General features: G+C 63.8%; 17 protein-coding genes. 7 read left to right on the forward strand and 10 right to left on the reverse strand.

Annotated elements, in window-relative coordinates:
- Nucleotides 1-19 precede the first annotated feature (19 nt).
- Nucleotides 20-940 (reverse strand): heme o synthase, encoded by a 921-nt coding sequence (locus tag E3O25_RS01370; RefSeq protein ID WP_092107861.1) that lies wholly within the window; start codon nt 938-940, stop codon nt 20-22.
- 346 nt (nt 941-1,286) lie between these two features.
- Between E3O25_RS01370 and tkt the strand changes: the two genes are divergently transcribed.
- The 6 genes from tkt to pgl all read left to right on the forward strand — a co-directional run bounded on the left by tkt (nt 1,287) and on the right by pgl (nt 9,630).
- Nucleotides 1,287-3,380, forward strand: coding sequence for a transketolase (tkt, locus tag E3O25_RS01375; RefSeq protein WP_092107859.1), 2,094 nt, complete (start codon nt 1,287-1,289; stop codon nt 3,378-3,380).
- Nucleotides 3,381-3,474: 94 nt separating this feature from the next.
- On the forward strand, nt 3,475-4,617 hold the full coding sequence (tal, locus tag E3O25_RS01380) for a transaldolase (protein WP_134360264.1): 1,143 nt from the start codon (nt 3,475-3,477) through the stop codon (nt 4,615-4,617).
- On the forward strand, nt 4,617-6,218 hold the full coding sequence (locus E3O25_RS01385) for a glucose-6-phosphate isomerase (protein ID WP_092107855.1): 1,602 nt from the start codon (nt 4,617-4,619) through the stop codon (nt 6,216-6,218). Before tal ends, E3O25_RS01385 begins: the two co-directional genes overlap by 1 nt.
- 126 nt (nt 6,219-6,344) lie before the next feature.
- On the forward strand, nt 6,345-7,886 hold the full coding sequence (gene zwf, locus E3O25_RS01390; protein ID WP_092107853.1) for a glucose-6-phosphate dehydrogenase: 1,542 nt from the start codon (nt 6,345-6,347) through the stop codon (nt 7,884-7,886).
- Complete coding sequence (locus E3O25_RS01395) at nt 7,883-8,845, forward strand: glucose-6-phosphate dehydrogenase assembly protein OpcA (RefSeq protein ID WP_092107851.1); 963 nt, start codon at nt 7,883-7,885, stop codon at nt 8,843-8,845. Before zwf ends, E3O25_RS01395 begins: the two co-directional genes overlap by 4 nt.
- 2 nt (nt 8,846-8,847) lie before the next feature.
- Nucleotides 8,848-9,630 (forward strand): 6-phosphogluconolactonase, encoded by a 783-nt coding sequence (gene pgl / locus E3O25_RS01400; protein WP_092108161.1) that lies wholly within the window; start codon nt 8,848-8,850, stop codon nt 9,628-9,630.
- A 102-nt stretch (nt 9,631-9,732) separates the two neighbouring features.
- Here the strand turns inward: pgl and E3O25_RS01405 are convergent, their stop codons facing one another.
- Entirely contained in the window at nt 9,733-10,101 is a 369-nt protein-coding gene (locus E3O25_RS01405; protein ID WP_092107849.1) for an RNA polymerase-binding protein RbpA, read from the reverse strand.
- Between the two features lie 27 nt (nt 10,102-10,128).
- On the opposite strand from E3O25_RS01405, the gene E3O25_RS16840 reads away from it, so the two are divergent.
- Nucleotides 10,129-10,296 carry a hypothetical protein gene (locus E3O25_RS16840; RefSeq protein WP_166805936.1) on the forward strand — a complete coding sequence of 56 codons (168 nt, stop codon included), beginning with the start codon at nt 10,129-10,131 and terminating at the stop codon, nt 10,294-10,296.
- An 11-nt stretch (nt 10,297-10,307) separates the two neighbouring features.
- Here E3O25_RS16840 and secG read toward each other — a convergent pair whose 3' ends face one another.
- From secG to uvrC, 8 genes are all read right to left on the reverse strand, one after another.
- The gene (gene secG, locus E3O25_RS01415; RefSeq protein ID WP_092107845.1) at nt 10,308-10,559 is read right to left on the reverse strand and encodes a preprotein translocase subunit SecG; all 252 of its coding nucleotides are present in this window, start codon (nt 10,557-10,559) and stop codon (nt 10,308-10,310) included.
- Nucleotides 10,560-10,690: 131 nt separating this feature from the next.
- On the reverse strand, nt 10,691-11,491 hold the full coding sequence (gene tpiA, locus E3O25_RS01420; RefSeq protein WP_174721691.1) for a triose-phosphate isomerase: 801 nt from the start codon (nt 11,489-11,491) through the stop codon (nt 10,691-10,693).
- Complete coding sequence (gene pgk / locus E3O25_RS01425; protein ID WP_092107843.1) at nt 11,482-12,696, reverse strand: phosphoglycerate kinase; 1,215 nt, start codon at nt 12,694-12,696, stop codon at nt 11,482-11,484. The genes tpiA and pgk overlap by 10 nt, the downstream gene beginning before the upstream one ends.
- 10 nt (nt 12,697-12,706) lie before the next feature.
- A complete protein-coding gene (gene gap, locus E3O25_RS01430; RefSeq protein ID WP_092107841.1) occupies nt 12,707-13,714 on the reverse strand; it encodes a type I glyceraldehyde-3-phosphate dehydrogenase in 1,008 nt (335 codons plus the stop codon).
- A gap of 98 nt (nt 13,715-13,812) precedes the next feature.
- Nucleotides 13,813-14,439, reverse strand: coding sequence for a superoxide dismutase (locus tag E3O25_RS01435; protein WP_092107839.1), 627 nt, complete (start codon nt 14,437-14,439; stop codon nt 13,813-13,815).
- A 102-nt stretch (nt 14,440-14,541) separates the two neighbouring features.
- Entirely contained in the window at nt 14,542-15,522 is a 981-nt protein-coding gene (gene whiA / locus E3O25_RS01440) for a DNA-binding protein WhiA (RefSeq protein WP_092107837.1), read from the reverse strand.
- A gap of 80 nt (nt 15,523-15,602) precedes the next feature.
- Nucleotides 15,603-16,478 (reverse strand): RNase adapter RapZ, encoded by an 876-nt coding sequence (rapZ, locus tag E3O25_RS01445; RefSeq protein WP_092107835.1) that lies wholly within the window; start codon nt 16,476-16,478, stop codon nt 15,603-15,605.
- A 61-nt stretch (nt 16,479-16,539) separates the two neighbouring features.
- On the reverse strand, nt 16,540-18,450 hold the full coding sequence (gene uvrC / locus E3O25_RS01450; RefSeq protein ID WP_134360266.1) for an excinuclease ABC subunit UvrC: 1,911 nt from the start codon (nt 18,448-18,450) through the stop codon (nt 16,540-16,542).
- Between the last annotated feature and the right edge of the window lie 6 nt (nt 18,451-18,456).

Raw genomic sequence — 18,456 nt, forward strand, 5'->3', positions numbered from 1 at the left:
GCGGACGAGGGCGGTGGGGTTAGAACGGCAGGAGCGGATCTACTCCGACAGCCACGAACAGCAGCGTCAGGTAGGCGATCGAACCGTGAAACACCCGCATCGGCGACACGTGCTCGTGTCGGATAGCCAGGCTGTACAGGCGGTGCGTCTCGTAGATGAACCATCCACCCGTGACGAGGGCGGTGAAGCTGTACAGCAGCCCCATATCGGCGATGGGAATCAGAAGCAGTGAGCAGGCTACGGTGGCCCAGGCATAGAGGATGACCTGCAGGCCCACCTGGGCACGACCCCGCACCACGGCGAGCATCGGAACGCCGGCAGCCTGGTAATCGGCGCGGTATTTCATGGACAGCGGCCAGTAGTGCGGCGGGGTCCACAGGAAGATGATCATGAACAGGATGATCGGGGGCCAGGACACATCATTGGTCACAGCCGCCCAGCCGATGAGCACGGGCATGCAGCCGGCGACGCCGCCCCAGACGATGTTCTGCGGCGTGCGACGCTTGAGGATGATCGTGTAGAACACGACGTAGAGCAAAATGGCACCGAACGACAGTGCGGCGGCGAGCCAGTTGGTCAGAAGTCCCAGCCACAAAATGGATGCTGCACCCAGCGCCCATGCAAAAATCAGAGCCTCCCGATCGCTCAGTTCTCCAGTGACGAGCGGCCGGTTCTTGGTGCGTTTCATGAGGCGATCGATATCGCGATCGAGATAGCAGTTGAACGCCCCGGCGGATCCGGCGCTGAGCGATCCGCCGACGAGTGTGGCCAGGATCAGCCACAGATTGGGGATTCCCCGCTCAGCGAGCAGCATGGTGGGGGCGGTGACCACCAGGAGCAATTCGACCACTCGCGGTTTGGTCAGGGAGACGTAGGCCTTAACGGTGCGCTTCAGTGTGCGCGGTCCGCTCCGGACCGGGGTCTTCAGGGCGACGTCCATTAATCCTCTAACGCTAGGCAAGTCTTCCTATTCTAGGACACGTCCGGCGCGACGCTCCACCTTGGTCAAATGCGGTTTGTGTCTCCATGTCACGTCATTCCGAGCGTCTCGATACATTCCTTCCGTATACTTGTGGTGCTCCCCACAGTGAATCAGTAGTTCGGCGAGCCCCCGGGTGGGAGATGGCAGCACTAAGCAGGCCAACTCGCTGGGGGTGACATTTCGCTTGCGGTCCAGCGCCAGCACGGCGCGACCGGCAGGAGCGAAATGGTTGCCGACAATTGCACAACTATCAAAGGATGGGTTGAGCTCAACCCGCCTTCGCTCCGATGAAGGGTTACGAGACGTGGCAGCTTTCCAATGGGATTCCATTGACGATCAGGCGGTCGACACCGCGCGCATTCTGGCGGCGGACGCCGTTGAGAAGGTTGGGAATGGGCATCCGGGCACCGCGATGAGTCTCGCCCCGGCCGCCTACCTGCTCTTCCAGAAGATCATGCGCCGCGATCCGGTCGACAACGAGTGGATCGGTCGCGACCGCTTCATTCTCTCGGTCGGCCACAGCTCACTCACCCAGTACGTGCAGTTGTACCTCGGCGGCTACGGCCTCGAACTCGAAGACCTCAAGGCCTTGCGTACCTGGGGATCCAAGACCCCCGGCCACCCGGAATACGGCCACACCGACGGTGTCGAGATCACGACCGGCCCGCTCGGCCAGGGGCTGGCATCCGCTGTCGGGTTCGCCTACGCATCGCGTTTCGAGCGTGGCCTGTTCGACCCGGATGCCGCTGCCGGCGCCAGCCCGTTCGACCATTTCGTCTATGTCATCGCCGGCGACGGCGACCTGCAGGAAGGGATCACGAGCGAGGCATCCTCTCTCGCCGGCCACCAGCAGCTCGGCAATCTCATTGCCATCTACGACAGCAACCAGATCTCGATCGAGGACGACACCAATATCGCCTTCACGGAGGACGTCGCTGCCCGCTATGCCGCCTATGACTGGCACGTGCAGACGGTGGACTGGAAGAAGACCGGCTCCTACGTCGAAGACCTCGCCGAGCTGAACAACGCCATCGAGGCCGCCCAGCACGAAACCGGCAAGCCCAGCTTGATCATCCTCAAGACGATCATCGGCTGGCCGAGCCCGAAGAAGCAGAACACCGGAAAGATTCACGGCTCCGCGCTCGGTGCCGATGAACTCGCCGGGGTCAAGACGGTTTTGGGATTCGACCCGGAGAAGACCTTCGACGTGTCCCCCGAGGTCATCGCCCACACCCGTCTGGCCGTGGAGCGCGGTGCCACCGCGCACACCGAGTGGACTGTTCAGTTCGATGCCTGGGCGACGGCCAACCCCGAGCGCAAGATCCTGCTCGATCGAGTGCTGTCCGGCGACCTGCCCGACGGCGTCGACGACGCTCTGCCGGTTTTCCCTGGCGGCACCGCGGTCTCGACCCGCGCAGCCTCCGGCAAGGTGCTCACCGCCCTCGGCGGCGTCATCCCCGAACTGTGGGGCGGCTCGGCCGACCTCGCCGAATCGAACAACACCACCATCGGCGGTGCCGCCTCGTTCATTCCGAGCGAGCACTCCACCGGTGAATGGACCGGCAACTCCTACGGTCGTGTTCTGCACTTCGGCATCCGCGAACACGCCATGGCCGCGATTCTCAACGGCATCGTGCTGCACGGCAACACCCGCCCGTTCGGCGGCACCTTCCTGATTTTCAGCGACTACATGCGCCCGGCCGTGCGACTGGCCGCGCTCATGAAAGCGCCGTCGATTTTCGTCTGGACCCACGACTCCGTCGCACTGGGCGAGGACGGCCCCACCCACCAGCCGATCGAACAGCTCGCAACCCTGCGTGCCATCCCCGGACTCGACGTCGTGCGCCCCGGCGACGCCAACGAAACCGCCTGGGCCTGGAAGACCATCCTGGAACGACGGAATGGCCCGGCCGGGATCGCCCTGACCCGCCAGAACATTCCCGTGTACGAGCGTGGCGAGGGCGCAGCATCCGCTGAAATTTTCGCCTCGGCCAAGAACGTAGCCCGTGGCGCCTACGTACTGGTCGAAGCGGCCGGCGGAACCCCTGACGTCATCCTGATCGGAACCGGCTCCGAGGTGCAACTTGCCGTGGACGCCCGCACGCAGCTGGCTCTCGAAGGCATCAATGCGCGCGTGGTCAGTGCCCCGTGCCTGGAATGGTTCGACGAGCAGAGCAGCGAATACCGTGAATCGGTGCTTCCGGCCGCGATCACGGCCCGGGTCTCGGTCGAGGCCGGCCTCGCGCTGACCTGGCGCGGCTACGTCGGCGACGCCGGCCGCAGTATCTCCATCGAACACTTCGGGGCGTCCGCCGACTACCAGACGCTGTTCCGCGAATTCGGCATCACCACAGAGGCCGTTGTCAGAGCCGCCAGGGAATCAATCAGCGCAGCCTGATGTTGGCCCCGATACGGGGTCAACATCGCACTATCCTCTCCACCACACCGCATCAGCTCACTGCCTGACGGCAGCACGAAGGAGATTTTCAACAATGACAAACCCGACACCCCTCGCCCAGCTGTCCGCAGCCGGCGTCAGCATTTGGCTCGACGATCTCTCCCGCGAACGCATCAACTCCGGCGGGCTGCAAGACCTGATCAAAAACAGCAACGTCGTCGGCGTTACCACCAACCCGACGATCTTCGCCGGCGCTCTCGCCAAGGGTGAGGCATACACCGAACAGGTTGCGACGTTGGCCGCCGCCGGCAGGAACGTGACCGACGCAGTCTTCGCCATCACCACAGACGACGTCGCCGCTGCCTGTGACATCTTTCGCCCGGTGTACGACTCAACCAACGGCCAGGATGGACGCGTCTCCATCGAGGTCGAGCCGAGCCTCGCCCGCGACGCGGCCGGTACGGTCGCCGAGGCGCAGCAGCTCTGGGCCAAGGTCAACCGCCCCAACGCGATGATCAAGATTCCTGCGACGATTGAGGGCCTCGAAGCCATCACGTCGACCATTGCTCTTGGCATCAGCGTCAACGTCACCCTGATCTTCAGCCTCGAGCGTCACCGCCAGGTCATCAACGCCTACCTCGCCGGTCTCGAGCGGGCCAAGGCCGCCGGCCTCGATCTCTCTACGATTCACTCGGTCGCCTCGTTCTTCGTCTCGCGCGTCGACTCCGAGATCAACGCCCGCCTCGAAGCGATCGGCACCCCGGAAGCCCTCGCGCTCAAGAGCAAGGCCGGAGTCGCCAACGCGCAGCTCGCTTACCAGGTGTACGAGCAGGCGTTCAGCAGTGAGCGCGCTCTCGGTCTGATCAGGGCCGGCGCTACCAAGCAGCGTCCGCTCTGGGCCTCGACCGGCGTCAAGGACGCCAGCCTGCCCGACACCCTGTACGTGACCGAGCTGGTCGCCCCCGAGGTCGTCAACACGATGCCGGAGAAGACCATGCAGGCCGCCGCCGACCACGGCGTCATCCCAGCTGACTCGGTCACCGGCTCCTACGCGGCTGCGAACGCCATACTCGACGCACTCGCAGCCCAGGGCGTCTCCTACGACGACGTGACCCGTCTGCTCGAAGAAGAGGGCCTGTCGAAGTTCGAGGTGTCCTGGAACGAACTGCTCGATACCGTGCAGACCGCCCTCACCGCCGCCTCGACCAGCGCGGCCCCGACAAGCTCGGCTCTCTGATGAACTTTCGCATCTCGGTGAGTGGCGCTGCGGCCGATGCCGTGCGCGCCACGGTTCCTACCCTGGTCACGGATCGCGTCGCCTCCGGTATCACTGCCAAAAATGCCGCCCTGTGGGGCCCCGAGGCCGAAGCCGAGGCTGCTTTGCGCCTCGGCTGGACCGAGTCCGCCTCGGTATCCCGCCCGCTGGTCGCCGAAATCGTGCAACTGCGAGCCATCCTGCAGGCCCGTGGCGTCACGCAGATCGCCCTCGCCGGAATGGGCGGATCGTCGCTCGCCCCCGAGGTCATCACCCGCACCGCCGGCGTGAACCTGACCGTGCTCGACGCGACCGACCCCGGACAGGTGCTCGCCGCGCTGAACGACAACCTGGCCGGCACTGCGCTCGTGGTTTCGTCCAAGAGCGGCTCGACGGTCGAAACCGACAGCCAGCGGCGCGTGTTCGAACGCGCGTTCCGCGCCATCGGCGTCGACCCGGCCGAACGCATCATTGTCGTGACCGATCCGGGATCGCCGCTCGAGGCATCCGCTCGGGAAGCCGGGTACCGTGTCTTCACTGCCGACCCGACCGTCGGCGGACGTTATTCGGCCCTGACTGCATTCGGTCTCGTGCCATCGGGACTGGCCGGGGTCGATGTCGGCGCACTGCTCGACGAGGCCGAGTCGATCGCACGGGCGCTGGCCGTGGACTCCCCCGAGAACCCGGGACTCGTGCTCGGCGCGGCGATCACCGCCACCGACCCGAGGCGCGACAAGCTCGCCATCGTCTCTGACGGTACCCACATCATCGGTTTCGCCGACTGGGTCGAACAGCTCATCGCCGAATCAACCGGCAAGCTCGGTACCGGCATCTTGCCGGTCGTGCTCGAGCTGAATGCTCCCGAACTGATCGAGGCGCTGCCCGATGTGCAGCTCGTTCGGGTCGTCGCTGATGCCGGGACTGAACTCTTCGGTGACGCGGGCGATGAGATCCGGGTCAGCGGAACCCTCGGGGCGCAATTTATGGTCTGGGAATACGCGACCGTCGTGGCCGGACGACTGCTCGGCATCAACCCGTTCGACCAGCCCGACGTGGAATCCGCTAAGATCGCCACCCGTGGTCTGCTCGACGCCCGCCCAGCACCGGAACCTGCCGCGTTCATCGCAGACGGCATTGAGGTGCGTGGCACCCCGCACGTCATCGGTGCCGCGAGCGACCTCGCCTCAGCGATCGACGCGCTGCTGGAGGAACTCGGCCCCGACGGTTACGTTGCCGTTCAAGCGTACGTCGACCGTCTCGCCCTGCCGGAACTGGCCGAGGTGCGCAACAAGCTGGCCGCCCTGTCAAAGCGGCCGGTCACGTTCGGTTGGGGTCCGCGCTTTCTGCATTCCACCGGGCAGTTCCACAAGGGCGGGCCGGCCACTGCCGTGTATCTGCAGATTCTCGCCAGACCGGCGGAGGACCTCGACATTCCCGAGCGTCCGTTCACGTTCGGTCAGCTGATCCAGGCGCAGGCCAGCGGCGACGCGAGCGTGCTCGCCGAGCACGGCCGCCCCGTGTTGACGCTCACCCTGACCCAGCCGGCGCAGAACATCGCCACCCTGTTCCGCGCACTCGCCTAGCCACTGATCGGTTCCTCGCGGGCATGCGCCCGCGAGGAACCGGCCACCAGCACCAGCCAAGATCTTCGCTGCATCCCCGCGTTTCACCCCCTCATATTTTCTGCACTGTCCCGTCAAAGGAGCTGCATGTCCCCGGTGGAAATTACCCCGGAGTTTAATCCGCTCAGGTCGCCCTCCGACTATCGTCTGAATCGTATCGCCGGGCCTTCCAGCCTCGTAATCTTCGGCGTCACCGGTGACCTGGCGCGCAAGAAACTCATGCCCGCCGTCTACGACCTCGCAAACCGTGGGCTGTTGCCGCCCGGTTTCGCCCTCGTCGGTTTTGCCCGCCGAGACTGGGACAACGAAGACTTCATGCAGGTTGTGCACGATGCCGTCAAAGAACACGCCCGCACCGACTTCCACGAGGATGTCTGGGCGCAGCTGGCCGAGGGCATCCGTTTTGTGTCGGGCACTTTTGATGACGACGAAGCCTTCACCCGGCTCAGCCAGACCATCGACGACCTCGACCGTGAGCGCGGAACGATGGGCAACCATGCGTTCTACCTGGCGATTCCGCCCAAGGCCTTCCCCCAGGTCACCGAGCAGCTGCGCCGCTCCGGCCTCGCCGAGCAGAAGAACGGCCAGTGGCGTCGGGTCGTCATTGAGAAGCCCTTCGGGAGCGATCTCAGGACAGCGCGTCAGCTGAACGATGTGGTCGAGTCGGTCTTTCCGCCCGATTCCGTCTTTCGCATCGACCACTACCTCGGGAAGGAGACGGTGCAGAACATTCTGGCGCTGCGCTTCGCCAACGAGATGTTCGAGCCGCTCTGGAACGCCAACCACGTCGAGCACGTGCAGATCACCATGGCCGAGGACATCGGTGTGGGTGGCCGTGCCGGATATTACGACGGCATCGGCGCCGCTCGCGATGTGATTCAGAACCACCTGCTGCAGCTCCTCGCCCTGACGGCCATGGAGGAGCCCATCTCATTCGATGCCGCCGACCTGCGCGCTGAGAAGGAGAAGGTGCTCGCCTCGGTTCGGCTGCCTGCCAACCTGGGCACCGGCACCGCCCGCGGGCAGTACGCCGGTGGTTGGCAGGGTGGCGAAAAAGTCGTCGGTTTTCTCGAGGAAGACGGCATGAATCCGGACTCGGTCACCGAGACCTACGCGGCCATGCGATTGACGATCGACACACGCCGCTGGGCGGGAGTGCCGTTTTACCTGCGCGCCGGCAAGCGTCTCGGACGCCGCGTCACCGAAATCGCCGTGGTGTTCAAACGCGCCCCACAATACCTGTTCGCTCCCGGCCAGACCGCCGAACTCGGCCACAACGCCCTGGTCATTCGGGTGCAGCCTGACGAGGGCGTCACGATCCGGTTCGGATCGAAAGTACCGGGAGTCGTCATGCAGGTGCGCGATGTGACCATGGACTTCGGGTACGGCCATGCCTTTACCGAGGCGAGCCCTGAGGCGTACGAGCGACTCATCCTCGATGTGCTCCTCGGCGATCCGCCGCTGTTTCCCCGGCACGAAGAGGTTGAACTGTCGTGGAAGATCCTCGACCCGATTGAAGAGTACTGGGCCGCGCAGGGGCAGCCGGAGCAGTACCGCCCGGGAACCTGGGGTCCCACATCCGCTGATGATTTACTGGCCCGCGACGGCCGCACCTGGAGGCGTCCATGATCGTCGATCTGCCCAACACCACGACCGCGAAGATCTCGAAGGCTCTCGTTCGCATTCGGGAAGAGGGCGGCGCTGTCGCCCTCGGACGTGTGCTGACCCTGATCATCGCATCTACCCTCGGACACGAGGAAGAAGCCATCGAGGCCGCCAATGACGCTTCTCGGGAGCATCCAATGCGAGTCATCGTCGTTTCTACCCAGGAAACCACCTCGTCAGCGGCGACGCCCGAGGCCCGGGTTGATGCGGAAATTCGGGTCGGCGGCGACGCCGGCGCCAGCGAGGTCATCGTTCTGCGCGCGTACGGTGACGCTGCGAGTGATCCGGAGAGTCTGGTCACCGGCCTGCTGTTGTCGGATGCTCCCGTCGTAGCCTGGTGGCCGGGGACGGCCCCGGCCGTTCCCGGTGATTCACCGCTCGGGCGTATCGCCTACCGCCGCATTACGGATGCCTCGGCGCAGCCGGACCCGCAGTCTGCGCTGCACCACCTGTGCGGAAGCTACCGTCCTGGTGACACCGACTTTGCCTGGACCCGCCTGACGCTGTGGCGCGCTCAGCTGGCCGCCGTGCTGGACCAGCCGCCCTACGAACCGGTCACGGGCATCCAGGTCACCGGCGCTGCGGCCTCACCGTCGACCACCCTGTTGGCCGCATGGCTGCAGATGCAGCTGCAGGTGCCCGTGGACTACGAATTGACCACCGGCCCCCTCGCCAATGGCGTGCACGGGGTTCACCTCACCCGGGCGTCCGGGACGATCTCCCTCGAACGTGAAGTCCCCGACATCGCCACGCTCAGCCAGCCGGGACAGCCGATGCAGGATCTGACCCTCAAACGTCGGAGCCTGCGCGACTGTCTGGCCGACGAACTGCGTCGACTTGATCCCGACGAGCTGTATGGTGAGGTCATCACCCGCGGTCTGCCGCAACTCGATGACGTGGTGAGCTCAGGAACCGGAGTGTGACCGTGACAAATGATCGCCGCGTGCTGGTGCACCAGAACAAGCAGGCGCTGGCCGGGTCGGTCGCGGCCCGTTTTCTGACGAACATGGTCGACGTGCTCCAAGAACAAGACGAAGCGCATGTTGTGCTGACCGGTGGCTCCGTGGGAATCGCAGTCCTGGCGGCCATCAATGAGTCGGCCGCACGAGACACCATCGATTGGTCTCGGGTTAATTTTTGGTGGGGTGACGAACGTTGGCTTCCGCGCGCTGACCCCGAGCGCAACGAGTTGCAGGCACGGGCAGCTCTTCTCGACCACATCGATGTTCCGCGCGCCAACATCCACGCGTTCGGAGCGTCGGATGATCCGGCTGAAACCGGGACCGACCCCCTCGAGGCCGCAGCCGCTCGGTATACGGCCGAGTTGCTGGCCCACGCGCCGGAGGGTGCCCAGTACCCCCGTTTAGACGTGACGTTTCTCGGAGTCGGACCAGACGGGCATGTCGCGTCGCTGTTCCCGCATCGGGCGGGCATTCGGGAGCGTGAGGCCAGTGTGATCACCGTGCGCGACTCGCCAAAGCCGCCGGCTGATCGTTTGTCGCTGACGCGTCCCGTGCTCAATTCCTCTGACCGGGTTTGGCTGGTTCTGGCCGGATCCGACAAGGCCTCAGCGCTCGGACTCGCACTGGCCGGCGCGAGCCGCGACGAGGTTCCGGCAGCGGGAATCAAGGGACGCCACCGTACGATGTTCTTTGTGGACAGTGACGCGGCAGCCCAGGTTCCGGAAAACCTCATCGCACCGGCGTAGTCAAAATGTCGGCGGTCCCGGATGAACCCGTCGTGGAGAACTCTCCCTGAGAACAAAGAAACCGGCTGTCGATTTCTCGAGAGCCGGCTTCTGCGTCGTGCGTCAGTTCGTGGGAGACAACTTTCCGCGACGAACGCGCAGCTGATTCAGTGCCTCTTCAAGGAGCGACTCTGCTTCTTCCTCGGTGCGACGTTCCTTAACGTAAGCCAGGTGCGTCTTGTAGGGCTCGAGCTTTACGACTGACGGAGGATTCTCCTTATCGCGGCCGGCCGGCAGCCCGGATGACGGGCAATCGATGGTCACCGGAATCTCCTCGTCGGGAAGGCTCGCGGCGAAGTACCGTACGGTCTCATTGCCGAGTGCATCCCAGTAGGAAACCTTGATGCGGTCCGCGTGAAAACCCCGGTCCTGCTCGCCCATGGGGCCCGCGCCTACACGCGAGCCACGAATTGCGCTGCCGCCTGATGCCATCTTGTTCCTCCGTTGACTCGTGCAGTTGTGCGCCGCATTATCGAGCAGTTATTGGTTCTGTTGCTGAACTACCGTTACCTGAGTCTGCAGGTGTTGACTCTGCAGGCGTTGGCCCTGCAGTTGTTAACCCTGGAGTTGTTAACCCTGCAGTTGTTAACCGTGCAGTTGTTAACCCTGCACAGGGTAACTCCGTGAAGAGCGAAAAGTTAAGCCCCGGTGTCAAACTTGGTGATCAAACCGAGCACCACGATGCAGGAGATCCAGAGCAGGCCCAGGATGATCGTGATGCGGTTGAGGTTGCGCTCGGCAACCCCTGAGGCTCCAAGGTTCGATGTCACACCGCCCCCGAACATGTCGGACAACCCACCACCCCGCCCCTTGTGCAGCAGAATGAGCATGGTGAGCAGGAGGCTCGTAATTCCGACGAGCACCTGCATGACGACCTGGAGAATCTCCACACGAAACCTTTCAAAACACGGTGGGCGCAACTCTGGCGCCCAGACCATCGTAATTATACCCTTTACACGGGAGCGAGGTGGTTGCCCCCGGGGGCAACCACCTCGCCACCTGGTGTCGGGAAAGCGTCGGGTTAGACTCCGACGTGCTTGTGATAGCGAACGATACTGGAGAACTCTGGAATGTCCAGGCTCGCACCGCCGACCAGGGCTCCGTCGACGTTGGGTTCGCGCATGAAAGCGGCAATGTTGCCGCTCTTGACCGAGCCGCCGTACAGAATTCGAGTCTTATCGGCGACGTCTTGCCCGAGGGTGTCGACGAGGACGCCGCGCAACGCTGCGGCGACCTGCTCGGCCTGCTCCGGTGTGGCGGCCTGGCCGGAGCCAATCGCCCACACCGGCTCGTAGGCTACGACGATGTCGGCCGCGTTTGTGACGCCGGCGAGGGCTGCCCGCAGTTGCGCGACCGGGACGGCGCTCGGACCATGGACGGCGAGGTCCTCGGCACTCTCTCCGACACAAATGAGCGGTACGAGGTTATGCTTCAGCGCCGCCGTCACCTTGGCGGCGACCTGCTCGTCGGTCTCATTGTGCAGGATTCGGCGTTCGGAGTGCCCGATGATGACGTACTGGCATTCCAGCTGCGCCAGAAACGCACCGGAGATCTCACCCGTATAGGCACCGGAGTCGTGGGCTGACACATCCTGAGCACCGAAGGCCAGCGGAAGCTTGTCGGCCGACACGAGCGTTTGCACGCTGCGCAGATCGGTGAACGGTGGGAAGACGGCGACCTCGACCGCGGCGAAGTCGTGCCCGGCGTCCTTGAGGTTCCAGGCCAACTTCTGAACGAAGGCGATTGCCTGGAGGTGGTCCAGGTTCATCTTCCAGTTGCCCGCGATCAGCGGTGTGCGCCGAGGGTTGATATTCACTGCCATCCGAGGACCTCCAGTCCTGGTAGACGCTTGCCCTCGAGGAATTCGAGGCTAGCGCCACCGCCGGTAGAAATATGACCGAATTGGTCGTCGTGGAAACCGAGGATGCGCACGGCAGCGGCCGAATCACCGCCACCGACCACGCTGAGGCCGGTGACCTCGGTGAGTGCGGCGGCCACCGTTCGGGTGCCCTCCGCGAATGGTGCCAGTTCAAAAACACCCATCGGACCGTTCCAGAACACGGTGTTCGATGCACGGATGATCTGTGCGAAGGCTGCCGCGGTCTCGGGCCCGATATCCAGGCCGAGTCCGGCAGCGCCGAACGGTGTATTTTCGATGCCATCAGCCGGAGTGATTACGTGCTCAGCGTCGGCACCGAACCGGGATGCCACCACGACGTCGGTCGGAAGCACGATTTTCACACCAAGACGTTGGGCTTCAGCGAGGTAGCCGCGAACAGTTTCGATCTGGTCGCTCTCCAACAGGCTGGCGCCGACCTGGTGCCCTTGGGCGGCGAGGAAGGTGAACAGCATGCCGCCGCCGATGAGCAGGGAATTCACCCGGGGCAGCAGATGTCCGATGACGCCGAGCTTGTCGCTGACCTTGGAGCCGCCGAGGATGACCGTGTACGGTACGTCCGGCTTCTCGGTGAGACGATCGAGTACGTCGAGTTCGGCGGCAATGAGCAGCCCGGCGGCACTCGGCAAGAGCGAGGCCAGATCGTAGACGCTCGCCTGCTTACGGTGCACAACCCCGAATCCGTCGGAGACGAGGGCGTCACCAAGCCGAGCGAGTTGCTCGGCGAAGGCGACGCGCTCGGCATCCGCTTTGCTGGTTTCACCGGCGTTGAAGCGCAGGTTCTCCAGAACGACAATGTCGCCGTCGTTCAGCGCAGCGACGGACTGGGTAGCTGAGTCGCCGACGGTGTCGGTGGCAAAGGCTACCGGGAGATTCACCAGTTCGCTCAAGCGAGCGGCAACGGGCTTGAGGCTGTATTGGGGATCAACCGCCCCGTCGGGGCGCCCAAGGTGAGAGACGATCACCACGCGGGCGCCCTGAGCGACGAGGGCGTTGAGGGTGGGCAGTGACGCCCGCACTCGTCCGTCGTCGGTGATCTGACCGTTTTTCAACGGCACATTCAGGTCAAAGCGAACAATAACCCGCTTGCCGCGCAGCGGTCCGAGCGAATCAATCGTGCGTAACGTCACCGCGCGGCCCTTAGAGTCGCTCGGCGACGAACTCGGTGAGGTCGACGAGACGGCTGGAGTAGCCCCACTCGTTGTCATACCACGCAGCAACCTTGACCTGGTCACCGATCACTTTGGTGAGTCCGGCGTCGAAGATCGACGAGTGCGGGTCGCCAACGATGTCGCTGGACACGATCGGGTCCTCGGTGTAGCTGAGGATGCCCTTGAGCGGTCCCTCGGCGGCAGCCTTGTACGCGGCGTTCACTTCTTCGACCGTCACCGCGCGGGACGCGGTGACGGTGAGGTCGGTGATCGAGCCGGTCGGGACCGGAACGCGCAGAGCGTAACCGTCGAGCTTGCCGACGCTCTCTGGAATGACCATGCCGAGGGCCTTGGCCGCGCCGGTCGAGGTGGGGATGATGTTGAGTGCGGCAGCGCGGGCACGTCGCAGGTCGTTGTGCGGGCCGTCCTGCAGGTTCTGGTCTGCGGTGTAGGCGTGGATGGTGGTCATGAGGCCACGTTCGATGCCGAAATTGTCGAGGAACACTTTGACGAGCGGCGCGAGGCAGTTCGTGGTGCACGACGCGTTCGAGATGATGTTGTGGATCGCGGCATCATAGGTGTTCTCGTTCACACCGAGCACGAGGGTCGCGACGTCGGCACCCGTTGCGGGGGCGGAGACAATGACCTTCTTGGCACCGGCTTCGATATGCTTCTGTGCGTCGACGGCTTTGGTGAAACGACCGGTGGACTCGATGACGATTTGCACGCCCAGCGCCCCCCAGGGCAGGTTGGCCGGGTCGCGCTCGGCAAGCACCTTGATGGGCTTGCCGTTGACGATGATGTTGTCCCCATCGACCTCGACGGTGGCGTTCAGGCGACCGCCGACAGAGTCATACTTCAGCAGGTGGGCGAGCGACGCGGGGTCGCTGAGGTCGTTGACAGCGACAATTTCAATGTCGCTGCCCTTGGCAAGGGCTGCTCGGAAGTAGTTACGACCAATGCGGCCGAATCCGTTGATGCCGATCTTTACGGACACTGATAGCTCCTGATTGAGAAAAGGCGCCACTTGGCGCGATGAAAAGAGGACGGGGACGGGAACCTCGGTGCCCCGAATCGTTCGGGGCACCGGCAGGGTTACGAGAGTAGCAGCAGGCCGTTCGTCTTCTCGCGTGCAACGTCGAAACGTTTCTGCACGTTTGCCCAGTTCGCAATGTTCCAGAAAGCCTTGACATAGTCGGCTCGCACGTTGCGGTAGTCGAGGTAGTAGGCGTGCTCCCAGACATCGAGCATGAGAACCGGCACGGTTCCGGCCGCGAAGTTGGACTGCTGATCGAAGAACTGCTGGATGATCAGGCGCTGCCCGATGGAGTCCCAAGCGAGGACGGCCCAGCCGGAACCCTGAACGCCAAGTGCCGCGGCGGTGAAATGCGCCTGAAACTTGTCGAAAGAGCCGAAGTTGTCGTCGATCGCAGCAGCGAGCTCACCGACCGGCTTGTCGCCGCCGTTCGGCGACAGGTTCGTCCAGAAAATGGAGTGGTTGACGTGGCCGCCGAGGTTGAAGGCCAGGTCCTTTTGCAGTTTGTTCACGTTGGCGAGGTTTCCGCTGTCGCGGGCCTCCGCGAGCTGGGCCAGTGCCGTGTTGGCGCCGGTGACGTAGGCCTGGTGGTGCTTGCCATGGTGGAGTTCCATGATGGTGCCGCTGATGCTGGGCTCGAGAGCCGCATAGTCATAATCAAGGGTGGGCAGGGTGTATTCGGCCATTACTTATCTCCTTGTGAGTTGTGCCACCGCACCGGGTGCGGCGGCGTTGTAAGCGACGATTTAGTCTACCTGCGGGCGTTGCGAGCCACAGAATTCGCCGCTTTAAGCGCCATCGGAATGAACCGGATAGTCAACATCGGTTCCTTCAACGCCGAGTTCGACCGCTTTCTTGTCGGCCATGGCAAGCAGGCGTCGAATGCGGCCTGCAACAGCGTCTTTGGTCATGGGCGGATCGGCGTGGTGGCCCAGCTCGTCAAGGCTGGAGTCCCGGAAGTTTAGTCGCAGGTCTCCCGCGTAACGGAGGTGCTTGGGGATATCCTCACCGAGGATGTCCATGGCCCGTTGCACCCGGGCGCAGGCGGCGACTGCGGCCTCGGCGGATCGCCGAAGGTTCGCGTCATCGAAGTTGACCAGCCGGTTGGCCGTGGCACGCACTTCGCGGCGCTGGCGCAAAGTTTCCCAGTTGAGCACGGTGTTGGTCGCACCCATGTGCACGAGCATCGCGCCGATGGCGTCGCCGTCGCGGATGACGACGCGATGCACTCCGCGCACTTCACGAGCCTTGGCCGCGACGCCGAGGCGTCCCGCCGCTCCGACCAGCGCCATCGCGGCCTCGTTGCCGGGGCAGACGACTTCCAAAGCTGCGGAGCGGCCCGGATCGGTCAGGGTTCCGTGGGCGAGGAATGCCCCGCGCCAGACGGCGGCGATTTCTTCCTTCGAGCCCGTGGTCAGCCGGTTCGGCAGCCCGCGGATCGGTCGGCGGCGAGCATCCAGCAGGCCGGTCTGGCGTGCCAGCGTCTCGCCGCCCTCGATCACCTGCACGAGGTAGTGGCTGGACTGACGAATTCCGGTTGCGGCGATGACCTGCAGGGCGCTGCGCACCCCGTACAGCTCGGCGAGGTCTTTGCGCACCCGGCGGGCCAGAATGGCCGTGTCGAGTTCCGATTCGATCGCGATGCGGCTGCTGATCATGTGCAATCCGCCGGAGAACCGGAGAATCGTGGCCAGTTCGGCCGCGCGCACGGTGGTCTTGGAGACCTCCACACGCGAAAGTTCATCTTTAACGTCGGCGGTGAGTGCCAATCGCTTTTCCATTCTGTTGATCAGTTGCGTTACGTCTGAGTGGTGAAAGGCCGGGGAGCGGATGCTGCGCCCCGCCTCGCTTATTCGCGTCCGAGATCGCGGTGCTTGATATTGACCGCGACTCCGGGAAGTTTTTCGAGCCGGGACGCCAGTTCTCTGGCCATCGCGACGGAACGGTGCTTGCCGCCGGTACAGCCGATGCCGATGGTGGCGTGACGTTTGTTTTCTCGCTGGTAGCCGGCCAGCACGGGTGCCATGGCGGCGGCATAGTGCTCGATGAACTCACGGGCACCGGTTTGCGCGAGTACAAAGTCTCTCACCTCGGGGTCAACGCCGGTGTGCGCGCGAAGTTCCGGGATCCAAAACGGGTTCGGTAGAAAACGGGCGTCCACGACCAGATCGACGTCGGTTGGCAGGCCGTACTTGAAGCCGAAACTCATGATGGTCAGTTGCACCCCCGCGCGGCCCTCAGCCGCGAACCGCTCGGTGATCGTCGTCGCGAGCTGGTGCACGTTGAGATCTGAGGTGTCAATGACGAGGTCGCTGGATTCCCGCACCGCGAGCAGTCTGGACCGTTCTGCCGCGATACCGTCCAGCAGAGTGCCGTCCCCCTGCAGCGGATGCGGGCGGCGCACGGATTCGAAACGGCGCACGAGCGCGTCGTCCCTGGCTTCGAGAAAGATGACCTGTACCTGGGTGCCACTGCGCAGCAGTTGCACGGTCTCGAGGAAGTCACCGAACAGGTCGCGGCCCCGAATATCGACGACCGCGGCGATTCGGGGCAGGTTGGTGCCGGCGCGTTCGACCAAATCGACCAGAGGTCGCAGCATCTGTGGCGGCAGGTTGTCGACCACATACCAGTCGAGGTCTTCCAACGCGTTGGCAACGGTGGAACGTCCCGCCCCGGACATTCCCGTGACGATCAGCACTTCCTGCTTGTCGGGGTCCGTAGTCATTCTTGGAAATCGCCTTCATGAGAAGTTGGTGGGTTATCCAGCCTACCCAGCGCCGGACCCTTCACGCGCGCAGGTGGGCGTGGATGGACTCGGCCAGCACCGGGCCGATACCGCGGACATCCGCTATTTCCGCCGCGGAAGCGACCTTCAGCCGCGACACCGACCCGAAATGTTGTAACAAGACCTTCACTCGGGCCGGCCCCAGCCCGGCGATCTCCGCCAGAATGGAGGAGATGTCCTTCCTGCGGCGAATGCGCTGATGCGTGATCGCGAATCGGTGTGCTTCATCGCGGATGCGTTGGATGAGAAACAGTGCATCACTGTTGCGGGGCAGAATCACGGGGTAGTCGGAGTCGGGGAGCCAGATTTCTTCGAGCCGCTTGGCGATTCCGCACAATTGAATGCCGGTGACACCGGATTCGGCGAGGGCACGTTTCGCGGCCGCTACCTGCGGTTGGCCGCCGTCGACGATGAGGAGGTTCGGCTGGTATTTAAACTTGGCACGCTTCTGCTCGACCTGGGCGACGTCGTTCTGGTCGCCATCGGCCGCCGCGTTCAGTGCTGGACCGGCGGCATTCGCTGGGAAGGAGTCGGGTTTCAGGTAGGCGAGCCGACGAGAAAGAATCTGGTAAATCGAGTCAGTGTCATCGGTTGATTCGGGAATGTTGAAGCGTCGGTACTCGTCTTTGCGGGGCAGGCCGTCTTCGAAGACGACCATGGAGGCGACGATATTGGTGCCGCTGAGGTGCGACACGTCGTAGCACTCCATGCGCAGCGGGGCGGCGGGCATCTCGAGGGCGTCCTGAATGTCTTCGAGGGCTTTTGACCGTGCGACGAAGTCCGAGCTGCGGCGGGTTTTGTAGAGCATGAGTGCCTGCTTGGCGTTGTTGCCGGCCGTGACGAGCAGGGCGGCCTTCTCACCGCGCTGGGCGGCGACCAGGCGCACCTTGCGTCCGGCTCGCTCGGCCAGCCAGGTTTCGAGGGCCTCGGCATCGTCGGGCAGTTCGGGAAGGACGATTTCGCGTGGCGGCAAGGCGTCGGCGTTGTAGGCGGTGCGCATCATGGAGTCGATGAGTTCGCTCGTAGTGACATCGAGTTCCTTGTCGACCATCCAGCCGCGAACACCGCGGATGCGCCCGCCACGCACGATGAACAGCTGCACGGCGGCTGCCAGTTCGTCTTGCTCGATGGCGAACAAATCGATGTCTACGTTATCGCGCAGCACGACCGCGCTCTTCTCGAGCACGGCGTTGAGCGCCCGCACCTGGTCGCGACGCTTAGCCGCTATTTCGTACTGTTGGGCGGCAGCCGCGTCTTTCATCTCCTGGGTGAGTTCGTTGATGAGCTTCTTGTCGTGGCTGCTCATGAAGCTGACGAACTCATTGACAATCGCCCGGTGGTCCTCCATCGAGACCAGTCCGGAGCAGGGGCCGAAACAGCGCCCGATCTGCCCGGCAAAGCAGGGCTTGCCGCTTTGCATTGCCCGCTTGTAGTTAGCGGTGTTGCAGGTGCGGATGGGAAAGGCCTTGAGCATCAGTTCGATGGTTTCGTGCACGGCCCAGACCTTGGGATACGGTCCGAAGTAGCGCGCTCCCTTGATGCCCTCGGTGCGGGTCACCAGTGCGCGCGGAGCCTCGTCAGCCAGGGTCACGGCGAGGTACGGGTAGGACTTGTCGTCTTTGAACTGCACGTTGAACGGCGGATCGAACTCATTGATCCACATCCACTCGAGCTGCAGGGCCTCGACTTCGGTGCCGACCACCGTCCATTCCACACCCGTCGCGGTGGTCACCATGCGCCGGGTACGTTCGTGCAGGCTGTGTAGCGGGGCAAAGTAGTTACTCAGCCGTGCCCGCAGGTTCTTGGCTTTGCCGACATAGAGGATGCGTCCGGTCGCGTCGCGAAAGCGGTACACCCCGGGGGTCGTGGGAATCTCGCCCGTTTTCGGGCGATAGCTCAGCGCATCAGACATAGCCGA

Source organism: Cryobacterium sp. TMT1-3 (assembly GCF_004402315.1).
GTDB classification, from domain to species: domain Bacteria; phylum Actinomycetota; class Actinomycetes; order Actinomycetales; family Microbacteriaceae; genus Cryobacterium; species Cryobacterium luteum.